The following is a 17,587-nucleotide window of genomic DNA, read 5'->3' on the forward strand; positions in this document are numbered from 1 at the left end:
GCCTCAACCCTGGGCCGATTTCAACGCGCCTTCCACGCAGTCGAGGATCTGCCCGATGGTCCAGGGCTTGCGGATGAAGGACACCGGATAACGCACCCCGGAACTCTCGGGGGTCTCGAAACCCGACATGACCACGATCGGCAACTGCGGCCAGCGCTCGCCGCACAAATTGCTCAGGCTCGCGCCATTGAGGGTACCGGGCATGGTGATATCGGTGAGCAGCAGGGCCACGTCCGCGGCCTGTTCCTGCAGGAATTCCCAGGCCCGATCCGCGCTGTCCATCGCCTGGGTGGCAAACCCTTCGTCCTGCAGGATCTCGCAGAGAAACTCCAGCACCGTCGGCTCATCCTCCACCACCAGGATCAAACGGGATTGGGCGCCGGGATTGACTGGCGTGGCTGGGTTCATGAGGGTGACACTCCCTGACGGATTGAGGCGGCTACACACAGGACCGCTGACAAGAGTTATGAGCGGCGCCTTGACGATAAATTCATTTACGCTGCAAGGCCGGCGCGTTTTTAGTACCGGTCCGATCCGCACGCGGAAGCGGGCGCCCCGTTCTTTCACCCACGGCAGGAACATCTTCAACCATGCAGTTCGATCCCAAGCGCCTGGCCCAGGCCCGGCATGTGGTGGTATTCAGCGGTGCCGGGGTCTCGGCGCAAAGCGGCATCCCGACCTTTCGTGACGCCCTGACCGGCCTGTGGGAACACTTCGACCCGGCGCGCCTGGCCACCGTGCAAGCCTTTCGCGAAGACCCGGCGCTGGTCTGGGGCTGGTATGAATGGCGACGCCAGAAAGTGCTCCAGGCCCAGCCCAATCCAGCCCATCTGGCCCTGGCCGAACTGGCCCGGCGGGTGCCGCGCCTGACCCTGATCACCCAGAACGTCGACGACCTGCACGAACGCGCCGGCAGCCCCTCGGTGCTGCACCTGCACGGCAGCCTGCACACCCCCAAGTGCTTTGCCTGCAACCGCCCGTTCAAGGGCCAACTGCCCTTGCCGGACTTGCCGGAACAGGGCGCCAGCCTGGAGCCGCCGCGCTGCACCGGTTGCAACGGCAAGATCCGCCCCGGGGTGGTGTGGTTCGGCGAACCCCTGCCCCAGGCAACCCTCAAGGCCGCCTTCAACGCCGCCGAAGAATGCGATCTGCTGCTGTCGGTGGGCACCTCCGGGCTGGTCCAGCCGGCGGCGCGAATTCCCCAACTGGCGCTGCAGCACGGCGCCTGCGTGGTGCATATCAACCCCCAGCCCCAGGCTTGCACCGGAGCCGAGGAATACAGCCTGGAGGGCAAGGCCGGGCAGTTGCTGCCGGAACTATTGCGCCAGGCCTTTGCCTGATTCCCTGGCGGCTCAAGCCGGGCCGCCGCTTCTGTTCAAGGACGCTTTCACATGCCGCAATCCCCCGACTCTTCATGGCTCGAAGCCGCCTGGGCGCAACGTGAAGAACAGATCTACCCGGCGCTGTTCGGCGCACTGGGCCCGGGCATCTATCCCCTGGACATGGCGCTGTTCAGCCAGGTCTTTGGCCAGCACGACGTCGATCCGCGCTGGCTCAGCCACGGGGTCTTCGAATCACCGCCCAATGCCGGGCGCAGCAGTTGGCTGTACGTCACTTCGGGCCTGTCCAATGCCTGGGAAGATGCCCGGCCCGATGCCGATGGCGAATCCGGCATGGGCCACGAGCTGCTGCTGGAAACCCGCGAACAGTCACCCTGGGCCCTGCGCCTGTTACGCAATTTCTGCGCCTACCAGTTGCTGCTGGCCGCCGGCCGTTTTGGCGAGCAGCCGCCGTTGGGCGAATGGGACCGCATGCGTACCGGCGAACCGATCAATGGCGGCGACAGCCTGTTGCAGGCACTGCTGTTCATCCCCGCGCCGGGTTTTGCCGGCCCCCGGCAATTGCTGAGCGGGCGCTTCAGCTTTCTGCAGATCATCGGCCTGACCCTGGCCGAACACGCCTGGGGCCAGGCCGAGGGCTACCCGGCCCTGATGGAGCGCCTGGCCCAGGGCGGGGCTGCGCCGGTGCTGGACCCGAACCGGGCCAGCCTGTGCTGAAGGCCGGTGAAAAATCCGCCACGACCAGGGCGGATCGTCATTTTTCCCGCCACGCCGGGCCCGCATGAGGTAGATTCAAGCAGCGAACAATCTCGCGACGACGTTTGCTTTCTTGCCCTGCCGCTGGAAACCAAGCCCCGTACCGGTGGCTCTGTTCACTGCCCCGCTATTTTTTCGCCACTGGCCGCGCATGGTGCGGTGGCGACGCTTTCAGGAAATGGATGAATGCCGCAAAGACAAGTGATCAATGCTTCGGTGAGCCCGAAAGGCAGCCTGGAGACCCTCTCGCAACGTGAAGTGCAACAGCTCAGCGCCGCCGGTTCCGGCAGCATCTATACCCTGTTCCGCCAGTGCGCCCTGGCCATCCTCAATACTGGCGCCCACGTCGACAACGCCAAGACCATCCTCGACGCCTACCACGATTTCGAAGTGCGCATTCACCAGCAGGATCGCGGCGTGCGCCTGGAACTGCTGAACGCGCCGGCCGATGCCTTCGTTGATGGCGAGATGATCGCCAGCACCCGGGAAATGCTCTTCAGCGCCCTGCGCGACATCGTCTACACCGAGAACGAACTGGACAGCCAGCGCATTGATCTGGACAGCTCCCAGGGCATCACCGACTACGTCTTCCACCTGCTGCGCAACGCCCGCACCCTGCGCCCCGGCGTGGAGCCCAAGATGGTGGTGTGCTGGGGCGGCCACTCGATCAATACCGAGGAATACAAATACACCAAGAAGGTCGGCCACGAGCTGGGCCTGCGCAAGCTGGACATCTGCACCGGCTGCGGCCCGGGCGTAATGAAGGGCCCGATGAAGGGCGCAACCATCGCCCATGCCAAGCAGCGCATGAGCGGCAGCCGCTACCTGGGCCTGACCGAGCCGGGGATCATCGCCGCCGAGGCGCCGAACCCCATCGTCAACGAGCTGGTGATCCTGCCGGACATCGAGAAGCGCCTGGAAGCCTTCGTCCGCGTCGGCCACGGCATCATCATCTTCCCCGGCGGCGCCGGCACCGCGGAGGAGTTCCTCTACCTGCTGGGCATCCTGATGCACCCGGACAACCGCGACCTGCCCTTCCCGGTGATCCTCACCGGCCCCAAGAGCGCGGCGCCCTATCTGGAGCAGCTCAACGCCTTCGTCCTGGCAACCCTGGGCGAAGCGGCGCGCCAGCACTACCAGATCATCATCGACAACCCGCCGGAAGTGGCGCGGCAGATGACCGAGGGGCTCAAGACCGTCAAGCAGTTCCGCCGCGAACGCAACGACGCCTTCCACTTCAACTGGCTGCTGAAGATCGACGAGAGCCTGCAGCGCCCCTTCGATCCGACCCACGAAAACATGGCCAACCTGCAACTGAGCCATGCCCTGGCGCCCCACGAACTGGCGGCCAACCTGCGTCGTGCGTTCTCCGGCATCGTCGCCGGCAACGTCAAGGACCAGGGTATCCGCCTGATCGAGCAGAAAGGCCCGTACAGCATCCACGGCGACCCGGCGATCATGCAGCCCCTGGACCAGTTGCTCAAAGCCTTCGTCGAGCAGCACCGCATGAAGCTGCCCGGCGGCGCCGCCTACGTACCGTGCTACCGCGTGGTCAACTGAGCCCTGCCCTGCTGCCTTGAACAACGCCGCGTTCCCTGCCTGGGAACGCGGCGTTTTTTTTGCCCGGCACCCACCCGCAGCGCAAGCACCTCTGTGCAGCGGCCTTGCGTCCTTGAGCAGCACAAAGAGGCCTGCTGGCCACTCTGACTTTCCCGCCTGAGCGATATCGCCTTCCTGCCCTTCCGGCAGCCCCTCCAGAAGGTGCCCCCGTAACTAAAAGCGCCTTCTGCTCCCCTGCACTAATGAGCCTGCCTGGTCCTCCTCGCGGTTTGACAGCTTCCCAGGCAGTGTGGAATAGTTTTTCATATTAATGGAACTTGATTCCACTTTTATCATAATTCAAAAAAGGCCCTGCCACTGTGAGCAACGTGACCACTGCAACCCTCCCGCCCCTGGATTGTGACTTGCTGGTGATCGGCTCCGGCGCCGCCGGCCTGGCCTGTGCGGTGACCGCTGCGTGGCATGGCCTGAAGGTGATAGTTGTGGAAAAGGATTCCACTTTTGGCGGTGCCAGCGCCTGGTCCGGCGGCTGGATGTGGGTGCCGGGCAATCCCCTGGCACGCCGCACCGGCATCCATGAAAACCCGCAGCAACCGCGCACCTACCTCAAGCATGAGCTGGGGGAGCGCTACGATGCCGCACGCATCGACGCCTTTCTGGATAACGGGCCGCAGATGGTGGCCTTCTTCGAACAGCACACGGCCCTGCAATTCGTCGACGGCAATGGCATCCCGGATATCCACGGCCAGGTGCCCGGGGCCGGGATCGAGGGCCATCAGGTGATCGCCGCGCCGTATGACGCCCGGGCCATCGGCCCACTGCTCAAGCGGCTGCGCAAGACCCTGCGGGAAACCTCGTTCCTGGGCATGCCGATCATGGCCGGGGCCGACCTGGGGGCCTTTCTCAGCATGACCCGATCCTTCAGGTCGCTGCTGCATGTGGCCGGGCGCTTTGCCCGCCACCTGCGGGACCTGGCGCTACACGGCCGGGCCATGCACCTGGTCAACGGTGTGGCGCTGATCGGCCGTCTGGGCAAGTCCGCTGAGGACCTGGGGGTCAACTTGCTGGAGTCCACCCCGGCCCGCTCGCTGCTGCGCGATAGCCAGGGCGTGCAGGGCGCCCTGGTGGACACGCCTGAGGGGCCGCGGGAAATCCGCGCCCGGCGCGGAGTGCTGCTGGCCGCCGGCGGCTTCGCCAATGACCTGCCCCGGCGCCAGGCGTTGTTTCCCCGCGCCCCGGGGCCGGACGAGCACCTGGCTCTGCCGCCGCGCAGTTGCTGCGGCGACGGCATCCGCCTCGGCGAACAGGCCGGTGCCGTGCTGGCCACGGACCTTGCCAGCCCGGTGGCCTGGGCCCCCGTCTCTCGGGTGCGGCATGCCGACGGCAGCATCGGCCACTTTCCCCACATCATCGACCGGGCCAAACCCGGGCTGATCGGCGTGCTGGCCAACGGCAAGCGTTTCGTCAACGAGGCGGACGGCTACTACGACTACACCGCGGCCATGCTGGAGGCGGTTCCCGCGGGCGAGGAAGTGGCGTCCTGGCTGATCTGCGACCACCGCTTCCAGCGCCGTTACGGCCTGGGTTATGCCCGCCCCTTCCCCCTGCCGGTGGGGCCGCTGGTGCGCAGCGGCTACCTGGTAAGGGCCGACTCCATCCAGGCCCTGGCCAGCCAGTGCGGCATCGACCCCCAGGGCCTCGCGGCCACGGTGCAGGCATTCAACCAGCATGCCCGCAACGGCCAGGACCCCGAGTTCGGCCGCGGCTCGACGCCCTACAATCGCAAGCAGGGCGACGCCCTGTATCCCGGGCCCAACCCCTGCGTGGCGCCCATCGAACAGGGGCCTTTCTACGCGGTGAAAGTGCTGCCCGGCAGCTTCGGCACCTTTGCCGGGCTCAAGACCAACGCCCAGGCCCAGGTGCTGGATTCGCACGGCACGGCGATCCCCGGGCTGTATGCCGCAGGCACCGACATGGCCAGCGTGATGGGCGGCTTCTATCCCTCAGGCGGTATCAACCTGGGGCCGGCCATGACCTTCGGCTACATCGCCGGGCGCCATGCGGCCGGGGTCAGTGACTACGAAGTGCCGCTGGATCCTGGTGCCGAGGCCACCCGCGGCTGAACCGCCAGGACGGGTTCAGGGCCCCCGGCCATTGCCGGCGTCATCATTGACCAACGGCGCCTGCAGCTGGCGTTCGAGCTGCTGGCCGAGGCAATACACCCCGGCCATGACCCCATGCTCGGGGTCATGCAACTGCCTGGCCCAGGCCTGATCGAAGGCCGCGCCCAGGTCCCGTCGGGTCTGGGCCTGCAGGCCTTCCCGGTCATGGTCCTGGACCAGCACCAGGACCCCGTGGCGGCAGCAGAGCATCGTTGGCCGCAAGGCATGTACCTCCCGCAAAGGCCGCGCCAGGCTCGACAGGTCGCCCTGGCGTTCCGGCAGTATAGGTAGCGCAAAGGCGGGCCCGATCGATTGCGAGCCGGACTTTTTTCCTGCACCACGAAGAAACACTGCCACCGCCCACCGGCCCTCGGTATATTGCGCCCCGGCGCCTGCGCCACGGATCTGCCCCCTACAAGGAACCCCCATGCTCTACCGTATTGCCGCCGACAGCCTGGTGCTGTTTCACCTCTCCTTTATCGTCTTCGTGCTGCTGGGCGGCCTGCTGGTGCTGCGCCACCCGCAGCTGATGCTGCTGCACCTGCCCGCCGCGGCCTGGGGCGTGGCAGTGGAAGTGCTGCACCTGGAGTGCCCGCTGACCCGCTGGGAAAACCTGCTGCGCCACGCCGCCGGCCAGGACGGCTACGGCGCCGGCTTCATCGAGCATTACCTGATTCCGCTGATCTACCCCGCCGGGCTGACCCCGGGCATTCAGCTGTGGCTGGGTAGCCTGGTGCTGCTGATCAACCTCTGGGTCTACGGCTACCTGGCCCGACGCTGGCTGCGCAAGCGCCGCGCCTGAGCCTGCCGCCAGCCGGAACGACTCACCGTTCCGGCCTTGCCTCCTCTGTTCGCCCCTCTACGAAACAGCCGAGACAGCAGCGCCGGCGCCTGAGGCAGGTGTTTCGCTATATACTTTTTTATATTGCGATTTCACACCCCCGAGATTTGCCCATGCACTGCCCCTCGTCCACCCCGTTTTACCTGACCCCGCAGGCGCTTGAGGCCGACTCGGCAGCGCCCCGGGTGCCAGCGCCAGCCCGCCAGGAACGCCGCTCGCGCCTGCGGCATCGGCAACTGATCCTCGATGCCGCCCGCAACGAGTTCGCCGCCAAGGGCTTCAGTGCCTGCCAGACCCTGGATATCGCGCTGCGCGCCGGGGTGCCCAAGGCCAACCTGTACTACTACTTCCACACCAAGGAAAACCTCTACGCCGAAGTCCTGCAGCCCCTGCTGGAACCCTTGCACCAGGCGTCGCGGCTGCTGCATCCGGAGGCCGATCCGGCGCAGGCGTTGCAGGCCTACATCGAGACGCGGATGCAGATCGTCGAGGATTTCCCCCTGCGTTCGAAGATTCTCTGCAGCGAGTTGCTGCACGGCGCGCAGCAATTGCCAGAGGCCTGGCGTGAAAGCCTGGAGGCGCAGAACCGCAGTGAAATCGCTTGCCTGCGCAATTGGGCCGAACGCGGCCTGATCTGCGCCATTGCCCCGGAGCACCTGCTGCTGTTCATAGGAGCGGCGACCCAGACCTACCCCGCCCTGGGCTGGCAGATCGCCCTGATGAGCGGCGTAGCCCAGCCCTCCAGCAGGGACTTCCAGAGCGTCGCGGCCACCCTGACCCGCATGGTGCTGGCCGGGGCACTGCCGGCGCTGGCGAGCGCCCAGGGGCTGCCGGCCCAGGCCCTGGCGATCTAACCCGGTTCGAGTTCGCCCAGGCGTTCGCAGGCCAGGGTCAGGGCCTGCCAGGTCGGCTCGTCAGCGGGAATCAGGTGTTCGATGCGCAGCGACGCCACGGTAATGTCCTGGGGCATGCCGAAGGTGGTGAAGGTGGACAGAAAACGCAGCTCGCCCCCGGGCCCGCGCACCCGCGTCAGCAGCAACGGCTCGGCCGGACTCGGGGTCGCCGGCGACTCTCCGGGGAACGGCAGGCCGGCCAACAGCGCCGCCAAGCCGGGGTCGCCCATGGCTTCTCGGGAGGCCCGCTGCCAGGCCACCTGGCGCACCTCCTCGGCATTGATCAGGCAGTCACCGAAACCACCGGGCTCCAGCAGGGCCGTCAACAGGTTGAAGCCCTGTTCCATGGCGTGTTGCGACAACCCCAGCAGTTGGAACAGCGCCGCGGTAGCCTGATTGGCCGCCAGCACTTGCCAGCCACTGTCGATGACGATCGCTGGCGCCGGGTTGTTGGCCTTGAGCAGGTGCATCAGCGCTGCGCGCACCGGCGCCAGGCCGGGGTCGGCCAGGGGCAAGGCGGCGTAGCGCGGCGCATAGCCTGCGGCGAGGAACACCCGGTTGCGCTGGGGCAAGGGGGTGTCCAGGGTGGTCAGCAGTGCATCCAGCAAGGCCGGGCTGGGCTGGGCGCGACCGGTCTCGACGCAGCTCAGGTGGCGTTGGGAAATCCCCGCCTGCAACGCCAGATCCAACTGGCTCAAGCGCGCCTGGCGCCGTAACTGGCGCAACTGTGCGCCCACCGGCAAGGACCCGGCGCGGGGAACTTCAAGGGTGCAGGGCATGGCGGCGCGACCGCTGTCGGGCACAGGCATCCCGGCTCAGCCCACACGCTTGCAGAAGATCAGCTCGGGGTCCTGCTCGTCGAGGTTTTCGATCACCCCACTGGGCTGGAAACCGGCCTTGGCAATCAGGCCCCGGGCCGCCAGGTTCGACTGGTTGGTGGAGATGAACAGCCGGGGCGTACGACAGGCCTGCTCGGCGGCGCTAAGCAAGCGCCGAGCCACGCCCTGGCGTTGCTGCCCCGGCGCCACCACCACCAGGGACACGAAGCCATGGTCGAAGAAATCATGGTTCAGCAGCAGGCAGCCGACGACCCGGCCGGCCGCCACCTCCACCCAACCCTGGCCACGGCCCACCGCCACACGCACGGCATCGCCCCGGCTGGCGTGGGCCTGGGCATAGGTGTCGCACTCGAGCATGGCCGGCACATCATCGGGCCCGGCCACGCGGATCACCCGGCCTGCGCCGGGAGCCTGCTGGTTGGAAGTCATCGCTGTTCAATCCTTGAAAGTGAAAGTCGCGCCGCCCCAGCTGACAGCCTGAAGCGCCCCACTGTCTATGACCTGGGGGGTCATTGAGTGACAACAGGCTTGCCACTTAGCCTGTTCGCTCCCGCTTGTTCAAGGATTTTCACCGTGAAAAACACACTCTGGCGACTCTGCATCGGGCTGTTCGCCGGCCATGAGCTGGATGCCGTGGCGCAGCGTGAATGGCGCCTGCTGTATGGCCTGCGCGACCTTGACCCCATGCTCGGGCAGCACCTGTTCATTGCCCTGCACGTCCCCCTGTGTGCCGGGCTGGCCCAGCTGTGCGGCCACCGGCGCCGTCGCGTGCGCGAGCTTGCCCGCCAGTGGCTGGCGGCGCTCGCCCTGGTGCATGCCGGGTTGCATCAACGCCTGCGCGACGACCCGCTGTACCTGTTCGACTCCCTGCTGTCGCAAAGCCTGATCTTTGGCTGTGGCGCAGCCGGCCTGCTGTATCTGCTGCTGGGCCTGGCCACCCGCAACCGCCGCGCCGTACACCCTGCCCATCCCTGATCGAGGACTGCGCCATGCGCCACCCTTACCCCGCCCTGCTGGCTCTACTGGGCTTCAGTGCCTACACCCTGTACTGCCTGTTCCAGGCCGAACAGTCGCTGCTGCAATTCGGCCTGCAACTGCTGTCGCGCCCGGACACCGCACAAGTGGTGATCGACCTGTACCTGATGGCGCTGCTGGCGGCTGCGTGGATGCTGGGAGACGCCCGCGCCCGTGGGCGCTCCTGGCGTTCGGTGCTGCCCTATCTGCTGCTGACGGCGGTCTTCGTCTCCATCGGCCCCTTGCTGTACCTGGTGGTTCGCGACCTGCGCCCGCCCCGGCAGCCACTGGCCGGCGGCGCTTGAGCGCGGGCTTCAGATCAGGCGCTGGATCTCCTTGTGGCGCCACACCAGCTTGAAGTAGCAGACCTGCAGCACCAGCATGGTCAGGTAGGCCACCGGGAACGCCATCCACACCCCTTGCAGGCCGAAATGCGCGTCCAGCACATAGGCCACCGGCACCTGCACCCCGAGGATGCAGAAGATCGAGATCGCCACCGGCACCAGCACCGTGCCGCTGGCGCGCATGATGCCGCCGACCACCGCCTGGAAACCGAACACCAGGATGCTCCAGAGCATGATGTGCAGCAGGTGCTGGGCCTGCACCAGGGCTGCCGGGTCGATGATGAACAGGCCCAGCAGCCAGTGGGAAATCAGGTAGCCGAGCAGCACCAGGGCGCCGGTGAGGCACAGGTTGATCGCAAGCCCGGTACGAAGGATCGGGGTGATGCGCTCCAGGCGCCCGGCGCCGATGGCCTGGGCGCCGAGGATCGAGGCGGTGATAGCGATCGACAGCGCCGGGAACTGCACGTAGTTGACGATCTGGGTCACCGCGCCATAGGCCGCCGTGGCCTGGGAACCGTGGCGGTTGACCAGGGCCAGGATCACCAGTTCGGAAAGCGAGATGACCACCATCTGCACCCCGGTAGGCAGGCCGATGCGCAGCACCTTGCCGAGTATCGCCCGGTTCAGCCGCAGCGCCGCTAACAGCGCCCGGTCCGGGGCCAGGGGGTGGTCGCGGCCACTCAGGCGCCAGACCAGAAACCCCATGGCCAGGATATTTCCCGCCAGCCCGGCGAAGGCCGCACTCTGGATACCCATGGGCGGCAGGCCCAGCCAGCCAAGGATCAACGCCGGGGTCAGCAGCAGCCCCGCCAGGGTCGAGACCATCAAGGCCAGCAGGGGCGACAGGGTATCGCTGACACCCCGCAGCAACTGGGTGTAGAGCACGAACACCAGCAGCAGCGGCATGATCAGCATCATCACCCGGGCATAGCCCACTGCGTCGTCCAGTACATCCGCCGGTGTGCCCAGGCCCTGCAGGGCCGGGCGGGCGAACAGCATGCCCAGCACCGCCCCCAGCAGGCCGATCAAGGCCCCCAGCATCAGGGTACTGCCGGCCACCGACTTCACCGCATCCAGCTCCCGGGCACCCCAGGCCTGGCCGATCAGCACCGAGGCACCGGCCCCCAGGCCGATCACCAGGGCAATGAAGAAGAACACGATGGGGAACATCCCCGACACCGCCGCCAACGCCTGGGTGCCCAGCAACTGGCCAATGTAGATACCGTTGAGGGTGCCGGAAAACGACTGCAGGAAATTCGACAGCACCATGGGCAGCAGGAAGACCAGGTACACCTGCCAGAGGGGGCGCTGAGGGGAAATGGACATGAAACAGGCAACCTCGGATCAAGAGGACGAAGGGCCGCGAAGAAGCCCCGTGGCACGGGGCTCGCGTCGGACCTGAAACATGTAGCAACCCAGGCCGCGCACGGCGTTCCGACAGCGCGGCCCGGGGTTTATATCAGTGGTTGACGTCGACCACCACCCGCCCGCGAACCTTGCCTTCAAGCAACTCATGGGCGACGGTCAGGGCCTCTTCCAGACCCACTTCGCGGGTGATCCGCTGCAGGTGCTGCTGGTCCACCTCGGCGGCCAGGCGTTCCCAGGCATGCACCCGCTCGTGATAGGGACGGGTCACGCTGTTGATCCCCAAGAGGCTCACCCCACGCAGGATGAAGGGCGCCACCGAGGCCGGGAAATCCATGCCCTGGGCCAACCCGCAGGCGGCCACCAGGCCATCGGCGGCGGTGCCGGCACAGACGTTGGCCAGCGTGTGGCTGCCCACCGAGTCGATGGCCGCCGCCCAGCGTTCCTTGGCCAGCGGACGCCCCGGCTGGGACAGCTCGGCGCGCTCGATGATGCGGCTGGCGCCCAGCGCCTTGAGGTAGTCGGCCTCCTCCGGACGCCCGGTGGCGGCGATCACCGAGTAGCCCAGGCGCGACAGCAGGCTGATGGCAAAACTGCCGACCCCGCCGCTGGCACCGGTGACCAGCACCTCGCCGTGTTCGGGGGTCAGGCCGCTGCGCTCCAGGGCGATCAGGCAGAGCATGGCGGTGTAGCCGGCGGTGCCGATGGCCATGGCCTGGCGCGCGCTGAAGGCTTCAGGCAGGTGGATCAGCCAGTCGCCCTGCAACCGGGCCTTCTGCGCCAGCCCGCCCCAGTGGCTCTCGCCCACGCCCCAGCCATTGAGCAGCACCTGTTCACCCGGGCGAAAGCGCGGATGGCTGCTGGCTTCGACGGTGCCTGCCAAGTCGATACCGGGGACCATGGGAAACTGCCGCACCACCGGGCTCTTGCCGGTGATTGCCAGGCCGTCCTTGTAGTTCAGGGTGCTGTAGGCCACCCGCACCGTGACATCGCCCTCAGGCAGTTGCGCCTCCTCCAGCTCGCGCAGATGGGCGCGATAACCTGCAGTGTCTTTGTCGATCACAATGGCCTTGAACATCATGGACTCCTGTTGGCAAGGGAGGCTGCAGCGCTGGCGGCATCGGCGTAGAGCGCGAACGCGCCATCCTACGCAAGCCTTTACAAGGCGTCCATGAGCCTCCCCCCTTCCCACCCGCGACGCTCGAAACAGCCCACCGCCCACGCCGGCGTCGCGTATCGCAGTACAGCCCAGCGCGCCCGGCCGGCCGGAACCAGGGCGTGGAGTCGCCCGGGCGTGGCAGAACCTGGCCCCAGAGCGCTACCATGCGGCGGCATCTGCCCCCTGACCGAACGGATTTCCGACCTTGTCCCATCTCCTGGAAAAAGCCGCCGCGCGCGGCGACCTTGCTGCTCTCGAGCGCCTGCTGGATGCGGGTGCGGACCTTGAATGGCAGCACAAGGGCACCGGCCGCACAGCCTTGCTGGCCGCCACTATCGCCGGGCACCGACCGGCCGTGGCGCTGCTGCTGGCGCGCGGCGCGAATGTCCTGCAGCCGTGCAAGGCCCTGGGCTACAGCCCCCTGGCCTGGGCCGCCAGCCACGGCGACACCGCCCTGGCCGAGTTGCTGATCGCCCATGGCGCAGCGCTCGAACAGGCCAGCCCCGAACTGCAACGCACCGCCCTGATGAACGCCGCCCAGGCTGGCCACGAGGCAATGGTGGCCTTGCTGCTCAAGGCCGGCGCCAACCCCTCGCCCGTGGATTTCCAGCAACGCAACGCCTGGTCCCTGGCCGAAGAAAATGGCCATGCCCAGGTCATGCAACAGCTGGAGCAGGCCGGTACCGGGGCACTGCCAGCGCCTGCACCGGCCCCTTCCCTGCCCTGGCCGCCGCTGGTGCCTGGCACTGACAGCAGCGCAGATCCGGTCACCCAGGTGCGGGCCTATACCCTGGCTTTGTACGCCTGGGAACAGCGCGGCAATGCCCTGGGCCACGAGGCGCTCGACGCCGCCTTCTGGGCCGAACCGCAACAGTTGCTTGAACGTTTTTGTACCCAGCGACCGCGGGCCTATCCGCGAGCCTCCTATGGTTACCCCACGACCCACGCCGAGGCCGACGAGCTACTGGGCTGCCAGTTGCTCAAGCCCGCCCAGGCCGAAGTGCGGGTGCGCGACCCGGCGTCCCGGGCGCTGTGCTACGAGCATCGCTTTGTGGTCAAGCGGGTTGCCGGCCAATGGCGCATCGACAGCGTCAAACGCCGCCTGGCCGGCACCCAGAAATGGGCAAACGCCATTCTCTAGCGGGGGGCAACGGGCAAGAGCGAATGGGCGCAGCCTGCTCGACGTGCGGCACGGTTCGAGCTCGTCGCCCTTGGCGTGCAGTTGCCCGCCATCACTACCGCTGTCGAGATCCGCGTTGAAACACGTGCCGACAAGCCCCTGGCCCGGCAGCAGGCGGCCGCCAGCCGGCAGCCATTCCAGGTTGGCGGGCGGGCTGCTACCCGTGTTTAAATGCCGCCCCGAAAAAAAGACCGGCCCCGCTGATGACCCCTCTCGCCCTCGCCACCCTCAACCAGCATCTGTTGACCGCCCTGGCCGCCGCGCCCAGCGAAACCCGGCGCCTGTTCCATGGCCGCGGCCGCTGCTGGCCGGGGCTGGAACAGCTGACCGTGGACTGGCTGCAGGGGGTGGTGCTGGTGTCCTTGTTCAAAGAACCCGAAGCCGGGCAACTCGAAGCCCTGCAGCAGTTGCTGGCGGACCTGGGCTCGAACCCGCAATGGGTGGCCAGCGGCGCCCGCAGCCTGATGCTGCAACACCGCTACCTGCCCGACAGCCGTGGCGAGTGGCTGCTGGGCGAGGCCATCGACAGTTGCACCATTACCGAGGAAGGCCTGCGCTACCAGGTGGACCTGGGCAGCAAGCAGAACAACGGGCTGTTCCTCGACATGCGCTACGGGCGCAACTGGGTGCGGGCCAATGCCCGGGGCAAGAATGTCCTGAACCTGTTTGCCTATACCTGCGGCTTCTCGGTGGCGGCGATTGCCGGCGGCGCCGAGCGGGTGGTCAACCTCGACATGTCCCGGGCGGCCTTGAGCCGCGGCCGCGACAACCACCGGCTCAACGGCCACGACACCAGCCGGGTGAGCTTCCTCGGCCATGACCTGTTCAAGTCCTGGAGCAAGGTCAAGCAGGGCGGGCCCTATGACCTGGTGATCATCGACCCGCCGTCGTTCCAGAAAGGCAGCTTTGTCCTCGGCAAGGACTATGCGCGGGTGCTGCGGCGCCTGCCGGAGTTGCTCACGGCCGATGGTTGCGTACTGGCGTGCATGAATGATCCGGCGTTTAGCGTGGATTTTCTTCTGGAGGGGATGGCCGAAGCGGCGCCGGGGTTGCGCTTTGAACAGCGGCTGGAGAACCCGCCGGAGTTTCCCGATGCGGATCCGCAGTGCGGGCTCAAGGCACTGGTATTTCGGCATGGGGCATAGGCCTTGATCCTGGCTGGGTGGCCGTTGCTGCAGCAACGGGCATCCAGCCAGGCCCTTACAACTCCATCCGATACTCGATCACCCCCGGCTTGTGCGCCACCCAGTCATACAACCGTTGCGCCCGCTCGTTGCTCTCCTGGGTATGCCAATACAAACGAGCGCACTGGTGTTGCCGGGCAAAGGCCTGCACCCACTCGATCAACAGTTTCCCCGCCCCGCTGCCGCGAATCGACGGGGCCACGTACAGGTCTTCCAGATAGCAGAAGTCGCCGACGGCCCAGGTCGAACGGTGCAACACCAGGTTGACGAAGCCGATGACTTCATCGCCCTGCACCGCCACCGCCGAATACATCGGTTCCCGCGAATCGAGGAAACGCTCGAACGTGCGGCGACTGACCTCTTCGCTCAGCGTCACCTGATAGAAATCCTGATAGGCCAGCCACAGCGGCAGCCATTGCTGGTAATCCCCAGGCTGAATCGCCCGTACCGTCACCGCAGGTTGTTGATCGCTCATTGCGCGCTCCTCTTGATCATCCACACCGGGATCAGCCCCGGTTATTGAAGAGTGCGCAGGTTAGTGCGTGAGTGGCGGATTTTATCAGGCCAATTCTGCCATCTGTAACAGACCACTTTGCCCAAACCCTCACAGCCCGGGCTGCTGATGGGTCACGCAGTGAATGCCGCCGCCCCCTGCGGCGATAGCGTCGATATCCAGCTGGATCACCTGCCGCCCGGGGTACAGGCTGGCGAGCAGGCTGTGGGCCTTGGCGTCGGCCTGCCGGTCACCGAACTGCGGTGAGAGCACCGCCCCATTGATCAGGAAATAGTTGATGTAGCCGGCGGCGAAGTCCGGGTTGCCCCGGCTGAAGCGGTTCTGCCGGGGATTCATCGGCGGCGACAGGGTATGCACCTGCAGCTTGCGACCATCGGCGTCACTGGCGGCTCGCAGGATCTCCAGGTGCTCGAGGGTTACCGAGTGGTCATAGGAGTCGGGATCGTTGTCGAGGTTGGCCACCACCACCCCCGGCCTGACGAAACGCGCATAGAAGTCGACATGGGCATCGGTGATGTCCCGGCCCTTGATCCCCGGTAGCCAGATGATCTTGCGCAGGCCGAGGCAAGCCTTGAGTTCCTCTTCGACCTCGGCCTGGCTCCAGCCCGGGTTGCGGTTGCCGTTGATCCAGCTGCTTTGGGTCATGATCCCGGTGCCGTGGCCGTCCACCTCGATGCCGCCGCCCTCGCCCACCAGTTCGCTGCGCAGATAACGGGCGCCTGCAGCGTCGGCCATCTGCCGCGCCAGCCGGGCGTCCCTGGCGTGGCGCTGTTTGTTGCCCCAGCCATTGAAGTTGAAGTCCACCGCGCCCAATCCGCCTTCCCCATCGACGACAAAGTTGGCACCGATGTCGCGCATCCAGATGTCGTCCAGTTCGGTGCTGACAAAAGTGATGTTGTGCGAGCCGCAAAACTGCTCGGCCAGGCCGCGCTCCTCTGCCCGGCAGAACAGGGTCAGGGGTTGATAGGCGGCAATTGCCCGGGCGATCCGCCCCTGGGCCTGTTGCACGTCGCCGGTAAAGTCTTCCCAGATGGCCTCCTGGGCACCAAAAGCCATGAAGGCTCGCTGCTGGTGGTCGCCTTCATCGGGCAGGTACCAGTGGCCCTGCTCCCCGGCCCGGGCACTGCGCGACCCCAGGCCGAGGGCCGGCATGGCGGCGACAGCGGCCAGCAACGAGGCCTGTTTGATCAGTTGACGTCGGGTGGGCATTGGACGGTTCTCTTGTCGAAGGTATTGCATGAAAAGGTTCGGGGGTGCGGTGCGGGCCTTCGCCGACACGCCGGCTCCTACCCGGGAGTGTAGGAGCCGGCGTGTCGGCGAACCGCATGGCGCCCGGTCAGTGGCGGGCAGCGGTGGCCGTCTTGAACTGGGTCCAGGTGCGCATTCGAGCCCGCATATCGGCCTGAGGAATGTCGCGGCCGGGAATCAACCGTTCGAAGGTGGCGGCATCCGGGTAGATATCCGGGTTGTTGCCCATCTGCGGGTCGACACTTGGCCGCGCCCGGGCATTGGCCGTGGGGTAGCCAGTGAAGTTGCTGATGGCCGCCATGTTCTCTGGTCGGGTCACGAAGTTGATGAAGGCATAGGCGTATTCCGGGTGCCGCGCATCCTTGGGGATCGCCATGGTGTCCATCCACACCGTGGTGCCTTCCCGGGGAATGCGGTACTGGAACTCGACCGCTTTGCCTGCGGCGTCGGCGGCGCGCTGGGCCTGGGTCATGTCACCGCTGTAGCCCAGGGACAGGCACAGGTTGCCATTGACCAGGTCGGTCACCGGCTGCGACTGGAACTTGCGGATATAGGGCCGCAGCTTGCCCAGCAACTCGCCGGCGGCCCGCAGATCCTCGGGCCGGGCGCTGCGCGGGTCGCGCCCCAGGTAGTGGAGCGCCACCGCCAGCACCTCATCCGGCGAGTCGATCAGGGAAATTCCGCAATCGGCGAAGCGCGCCGCCAGCTCCGGCTTGAACAGCAGGTCCAGGCTGTTGACCGGGGCGTCGGGCAGGCGCTCGGCAATCTGCCGGGTGTTGTAGGTCAGGCCGATGGTGCCCCAGGTGTAGGGCACCGTGGCCTGGCGGGCCTCGGGGTACTGGGCGCGCAGCTTCTGCAGGCCGGGCTCGATGTCGTCCTGGCCGGTCAGCCGGGCCGGATCCAGGGTCTGCAGGCTGCCGGCGCGCATCAGGCGCTCGGCCACGGTGTCACCGGGAAAGATCAGGTCGTAGCCGCTGCCGCCGGTCATCAGCTTGGCTTCCAGCACTTCGCTGCCCTCCATCACGTCGTAGATCACCCTGATCCCGGTTTCGGCGGTGAAGCGCGCCAGGGTATCGGCGGCGAAGTAGTCGGCCCAGTTGTACAGGCGCAGGGTCTTGTCCTCGGGTTCGGCCTGGGCCTGGAGCGCTACCAGGGTCAGGGCCAGCATGCCCGCGCAGCGGCGTTTCC

19 protein-coding genes are annotated in these 17,587 nt (G+C 66.7%); 10 read left to right on the forward strand and 9 right to left on the reverse strand.

Going from position 1 to position 17,587, the window contains the following annotated elements; all coding sequences use genetic code 11:
- Positions 1-3: 3 nt before the first annotated feature.
- Entirely contained in the window at positions 4-408 is a 405-nt protein-coding gene (locus tag ABCR88_RS18900) for a response regulator (RefSeq protein WP_011060751.1), read from the reverse strand.
- 182 nt (positions 409-590) lie between these two features.
- Here ABCR88_RS18900 and ABCR88_RS18905 point away from each other — a divergent pair, with 182 nt between their 5' ends.
- The 4 genes from ABCR88_RS18905 (at position 591) to ABCR88_RS18920 (ending at position 5,779) form a co-directional block, all read left to right on the forward strand.
- On the forward strand, positions 591-1,340 hold the full coding sequence (locus ABCR88_RS18905; protein ID WP_210693157.1) for an NAD-dependent deacylase: 750 nt from the start codon (positions 591-593) through the stop codon (positions 1,338-1,340).
- Positions 1,341-1,391: 51 nt separating this feature from the next.
- Positions 1,392-2,057 carry a suppressor of fused domain protein gene (locus ABCR88_RS18910; RefSeq protein ID WP_350403070.1) on the forward strand — a complete coding sequence of 222 codons (666 nt, stop codon included), beginning with the start codon at positions 1,392-1,394 and terminating at the stop codon, positions 2,055-2,057.
- 225 nt (positions 2,058-2,282) lie between these two features.
- Positions 2,283-3,656, forward strand: coding sequence for a nucleotide 5'-monophosphate nucleosidase PpnN (gene ppnN, locus ABCR88_RS18915; RefSeq protein ID WP_041117516.1), 1,374 nt, complete (start codon positions 2,283-2,285; stop codon positions 3,654-3,656).
- A gap of 359 nt (positions 3,657-4,015) precedes the next feature.
- Positions 4,016-5,779 carry an FAD-dependent oxidoreductase gene (locus ABCR88_RS18920; RefSeq protein WP_350403073.1) on the forward strand — a complete coding sequence of 588 codons (1,764 nt, stop codon included), beginning with the start codon at positions 4,016-4,018 and terminating at the stop codon, positions 5,777-5,779.
- A 15-nt stretch (positions 5,780-5,794) separates the two neighbouring features.
- On the opposite strand, the gene ABCR88_RS18925 is transcribed toward ABCR88_RS18920, so the two are convergent.
- Positions 5,795-6,040, reverse strand: a complete 246-nt coding sequence (locus tag ABCR88_RS18925) for a hypothetical protein (RefSeq protein ID WP_232512102.1) — start codon at positions 6,038-6,040, stop codon at positions 5,795-5,797.
- 205 nt (positions 6,041-6,245) lie between these two features.
- Between ABCR88_RS18925 and ABCR88_RS18930 the strand changes: the two genes are divergently transcribed.
- On the forward strand, positions 6,246-6,620 hold the full coding sequence (locus ABCR88_RS18930) for a DUF2784 domain-containing protein (RefSeq protein ID WP_041117510.1): 375 nt from the start codon (positions 6,246-6,248) through the stop codon (positions 6,618-6,620).
- 152 nt (positions 6,621-6,772) lie between these two features.
- Positions 6,773-7,513 (forward strand): TetR/AcrR family transcriptional regulator, encoded by a 741-nt coding sequence (locus tag ABCR88_RS18935; protein ID WP_350023972.1) that lies wholly within the window; start codon positions 6,773-6,775, stop codon positions 7,511-7,513.
- On the opposite strand, the gene ABCR88_RS18940 is transcribed toward ABCR88_RS18935, so the two are convergent.
- Both ABCR88_RS18940 and ABCR88_RS18945 read right to left on the reverse strand, forming a co-directional pair.
- Positions 7,510-8,361 (reverse strand): helix-turn-helix transcriptional regulator, encoded by an 852-nt coding sequence (locus ABCR88_RS18940; RefSeq protein ID WP_041117507.1) that lies wholly within the window; start codon positions 8,359-8,361, stop codon positions 7,510-7,512. The genes ABCR88_RS18935 and ABCR88_RS18940 overlap by 4 nt on opposite strands.
- Before the next feature lie 6 nt (positions 8,362-8,367).
- The gene (locus ABCR88_RS18945) at positions 8,368-8,820 is read right to left on the reverse strand and encodes a GNAT family N-acetyltransferase (protein ID WP_041117506.1); all 453 of its coding nucleotides are present in this window, start codon (positions 8,818-8,820) and stop codon (positions 8,368-8,370) included.
- A gap of 144 nt (positions 8,821-8,964) precedes the next feature.
- Between ABCR88_RS18945 and ABCR88_RS18950 the strand changes: the two genes are divergently transcribed.
- Complete coding sequence (locus tag ABCR88_RS18950) at positions 8,965-9,366, forward strand: DUF6713 family protein (protein WP_041117504.1); 402 nt, start codon at positions 8,965-8,967, stop codon at positions 9,364-9,366.
- 14 nt (positions 9,367-9,380) lie between these two features.
- The gene (locus tag ABCR88_RS18955; protein WP_011060740.1) at positions 9,381-9,710 is read left to right on the forward strand and encodes a DUF2834 domain-containing protein; all 330 of its coding nucleotides are present in this window, start codon (positions 9,381-9,383) and stop codon (positions 9,708-9,710) included.
- 9 nt (positions 9,711-9,719) lie between these two features.
- On the opposite strand, the gene ABCR88_RS18960 is transcribed toward ABCR88_RS18955, so the two are convergent.
- Both ABCR88_RS18960 and ABCR88_RS18965 read right to left on the reverse strand, forming a co-directional pair.
- Entirely contained in the window at positions 9,720-11,075 is a 1,356-nt protein-coding gene (locus ABCR88_RS18960; RefSeq protein WP_325985901.1) for an MATE family efflux transporter, read from the reverse strand.
- A gap of 133 nt (positions 11,076-11,208) precedes the next feature.
- On the reverse strand, positions 11,209-12,192 hold the full coding sequence (locus ABCR88_RS18965) for an MDR family oxidoreductase (protein ID WP_011060738.1): 984 nt from the start codon (positions 12,190-12,192) through the stop codon (positions 11,209-11,211).
- A 286-nt stretch (positions 12,193-12,478) separates the two neighbouring features.
- On the opposite strand from ABCR88_RS18965, the gene ABCR88_RS18970 reads away from it, so the two are divergent.
- Both ABCR88_RS18970 and ABCR88_RS18975 read left to right on the forward strand, forming a co-directional pair.
- A complete protein-coding gene (locus tag ABCR88_RS18970) occupies positions 12,479-13,414 on the forward strand; it encodes an ankyrin repeat domain-containing protein (protein ID WP_350403078.1) in 936 nt (311 codons plus the stop codon).
- A gap of 242 nt (positions 13,415-13,656) precedes the next feature.
- Positions 13,657-14,598, forward strand: a complete 942-nt coding sequence (locus ABCR88_RS18975) for a class I SAM-dependent methyltransferase (protein ID WP_350403080.1) — start codon at positions 13,657-13,659, stop codon at positions 14,596-14,598.
- Between the two features lie 55 nt (positions 14,599-14,653).
- Here the strand turns inward: ABCR88_RS18975 and ABCR88_RS18980 are convergent, their stop codons facing one another.
- From ABCR88_RS18980 to ABCR88_RS18990, 3 genes are all read right to left on the reverse strand, one after another.
- Positions 14,654-15,112, reverse strand: coding sequence for a GNAT family N-acetyltransferase (locus ABCR88_RS18980; protein ID WP_236186889.1), 459 nt, complete (start codon positions 15,110-15,112; stop codon positions 14,654-14,656).
- A 129-nt stretch (positions 15,113-15,241) separates the two neighbouring features.
- Positions 15,242-16,360, reverse strand: a complete 1,119-nt coding sequence (locus ABCR88_RS18985; protein ID WP_350403081.1) for an agmatine deiminase family protein — start codon at positions 16,358-16,360, stop codon at positions 15,242-15,244.
- A gap of 127 nt (positions 16,361-16,487) precedes the next feature.
- Positions 16,488-17,567 (reverse strand): extracellular solute-binding protein, encoded by a 1,080-nt coding sequence (locus tag ABCR88_RS18990; protein ID WP_337153757.1) that lies wholly within the window; start codon positions 17,565-17,567, stop codon positions 16,488-16,490.
- Positions 17,568-17,587: the final 20 nt, after the last annotated feature.

Origin of the sequence: Pseudomonas sp. W17 (genome assembly GCF_040268305.1) — a bacterium.
Taxonomy (GTDB): domain Bacteria; phylum Pseudomonadota; class Gammaproteobacteria; order Pseudomonadales; family Pseudomonadaceae; genus Aquipseudomonas; species Aquipseudomonas protegens.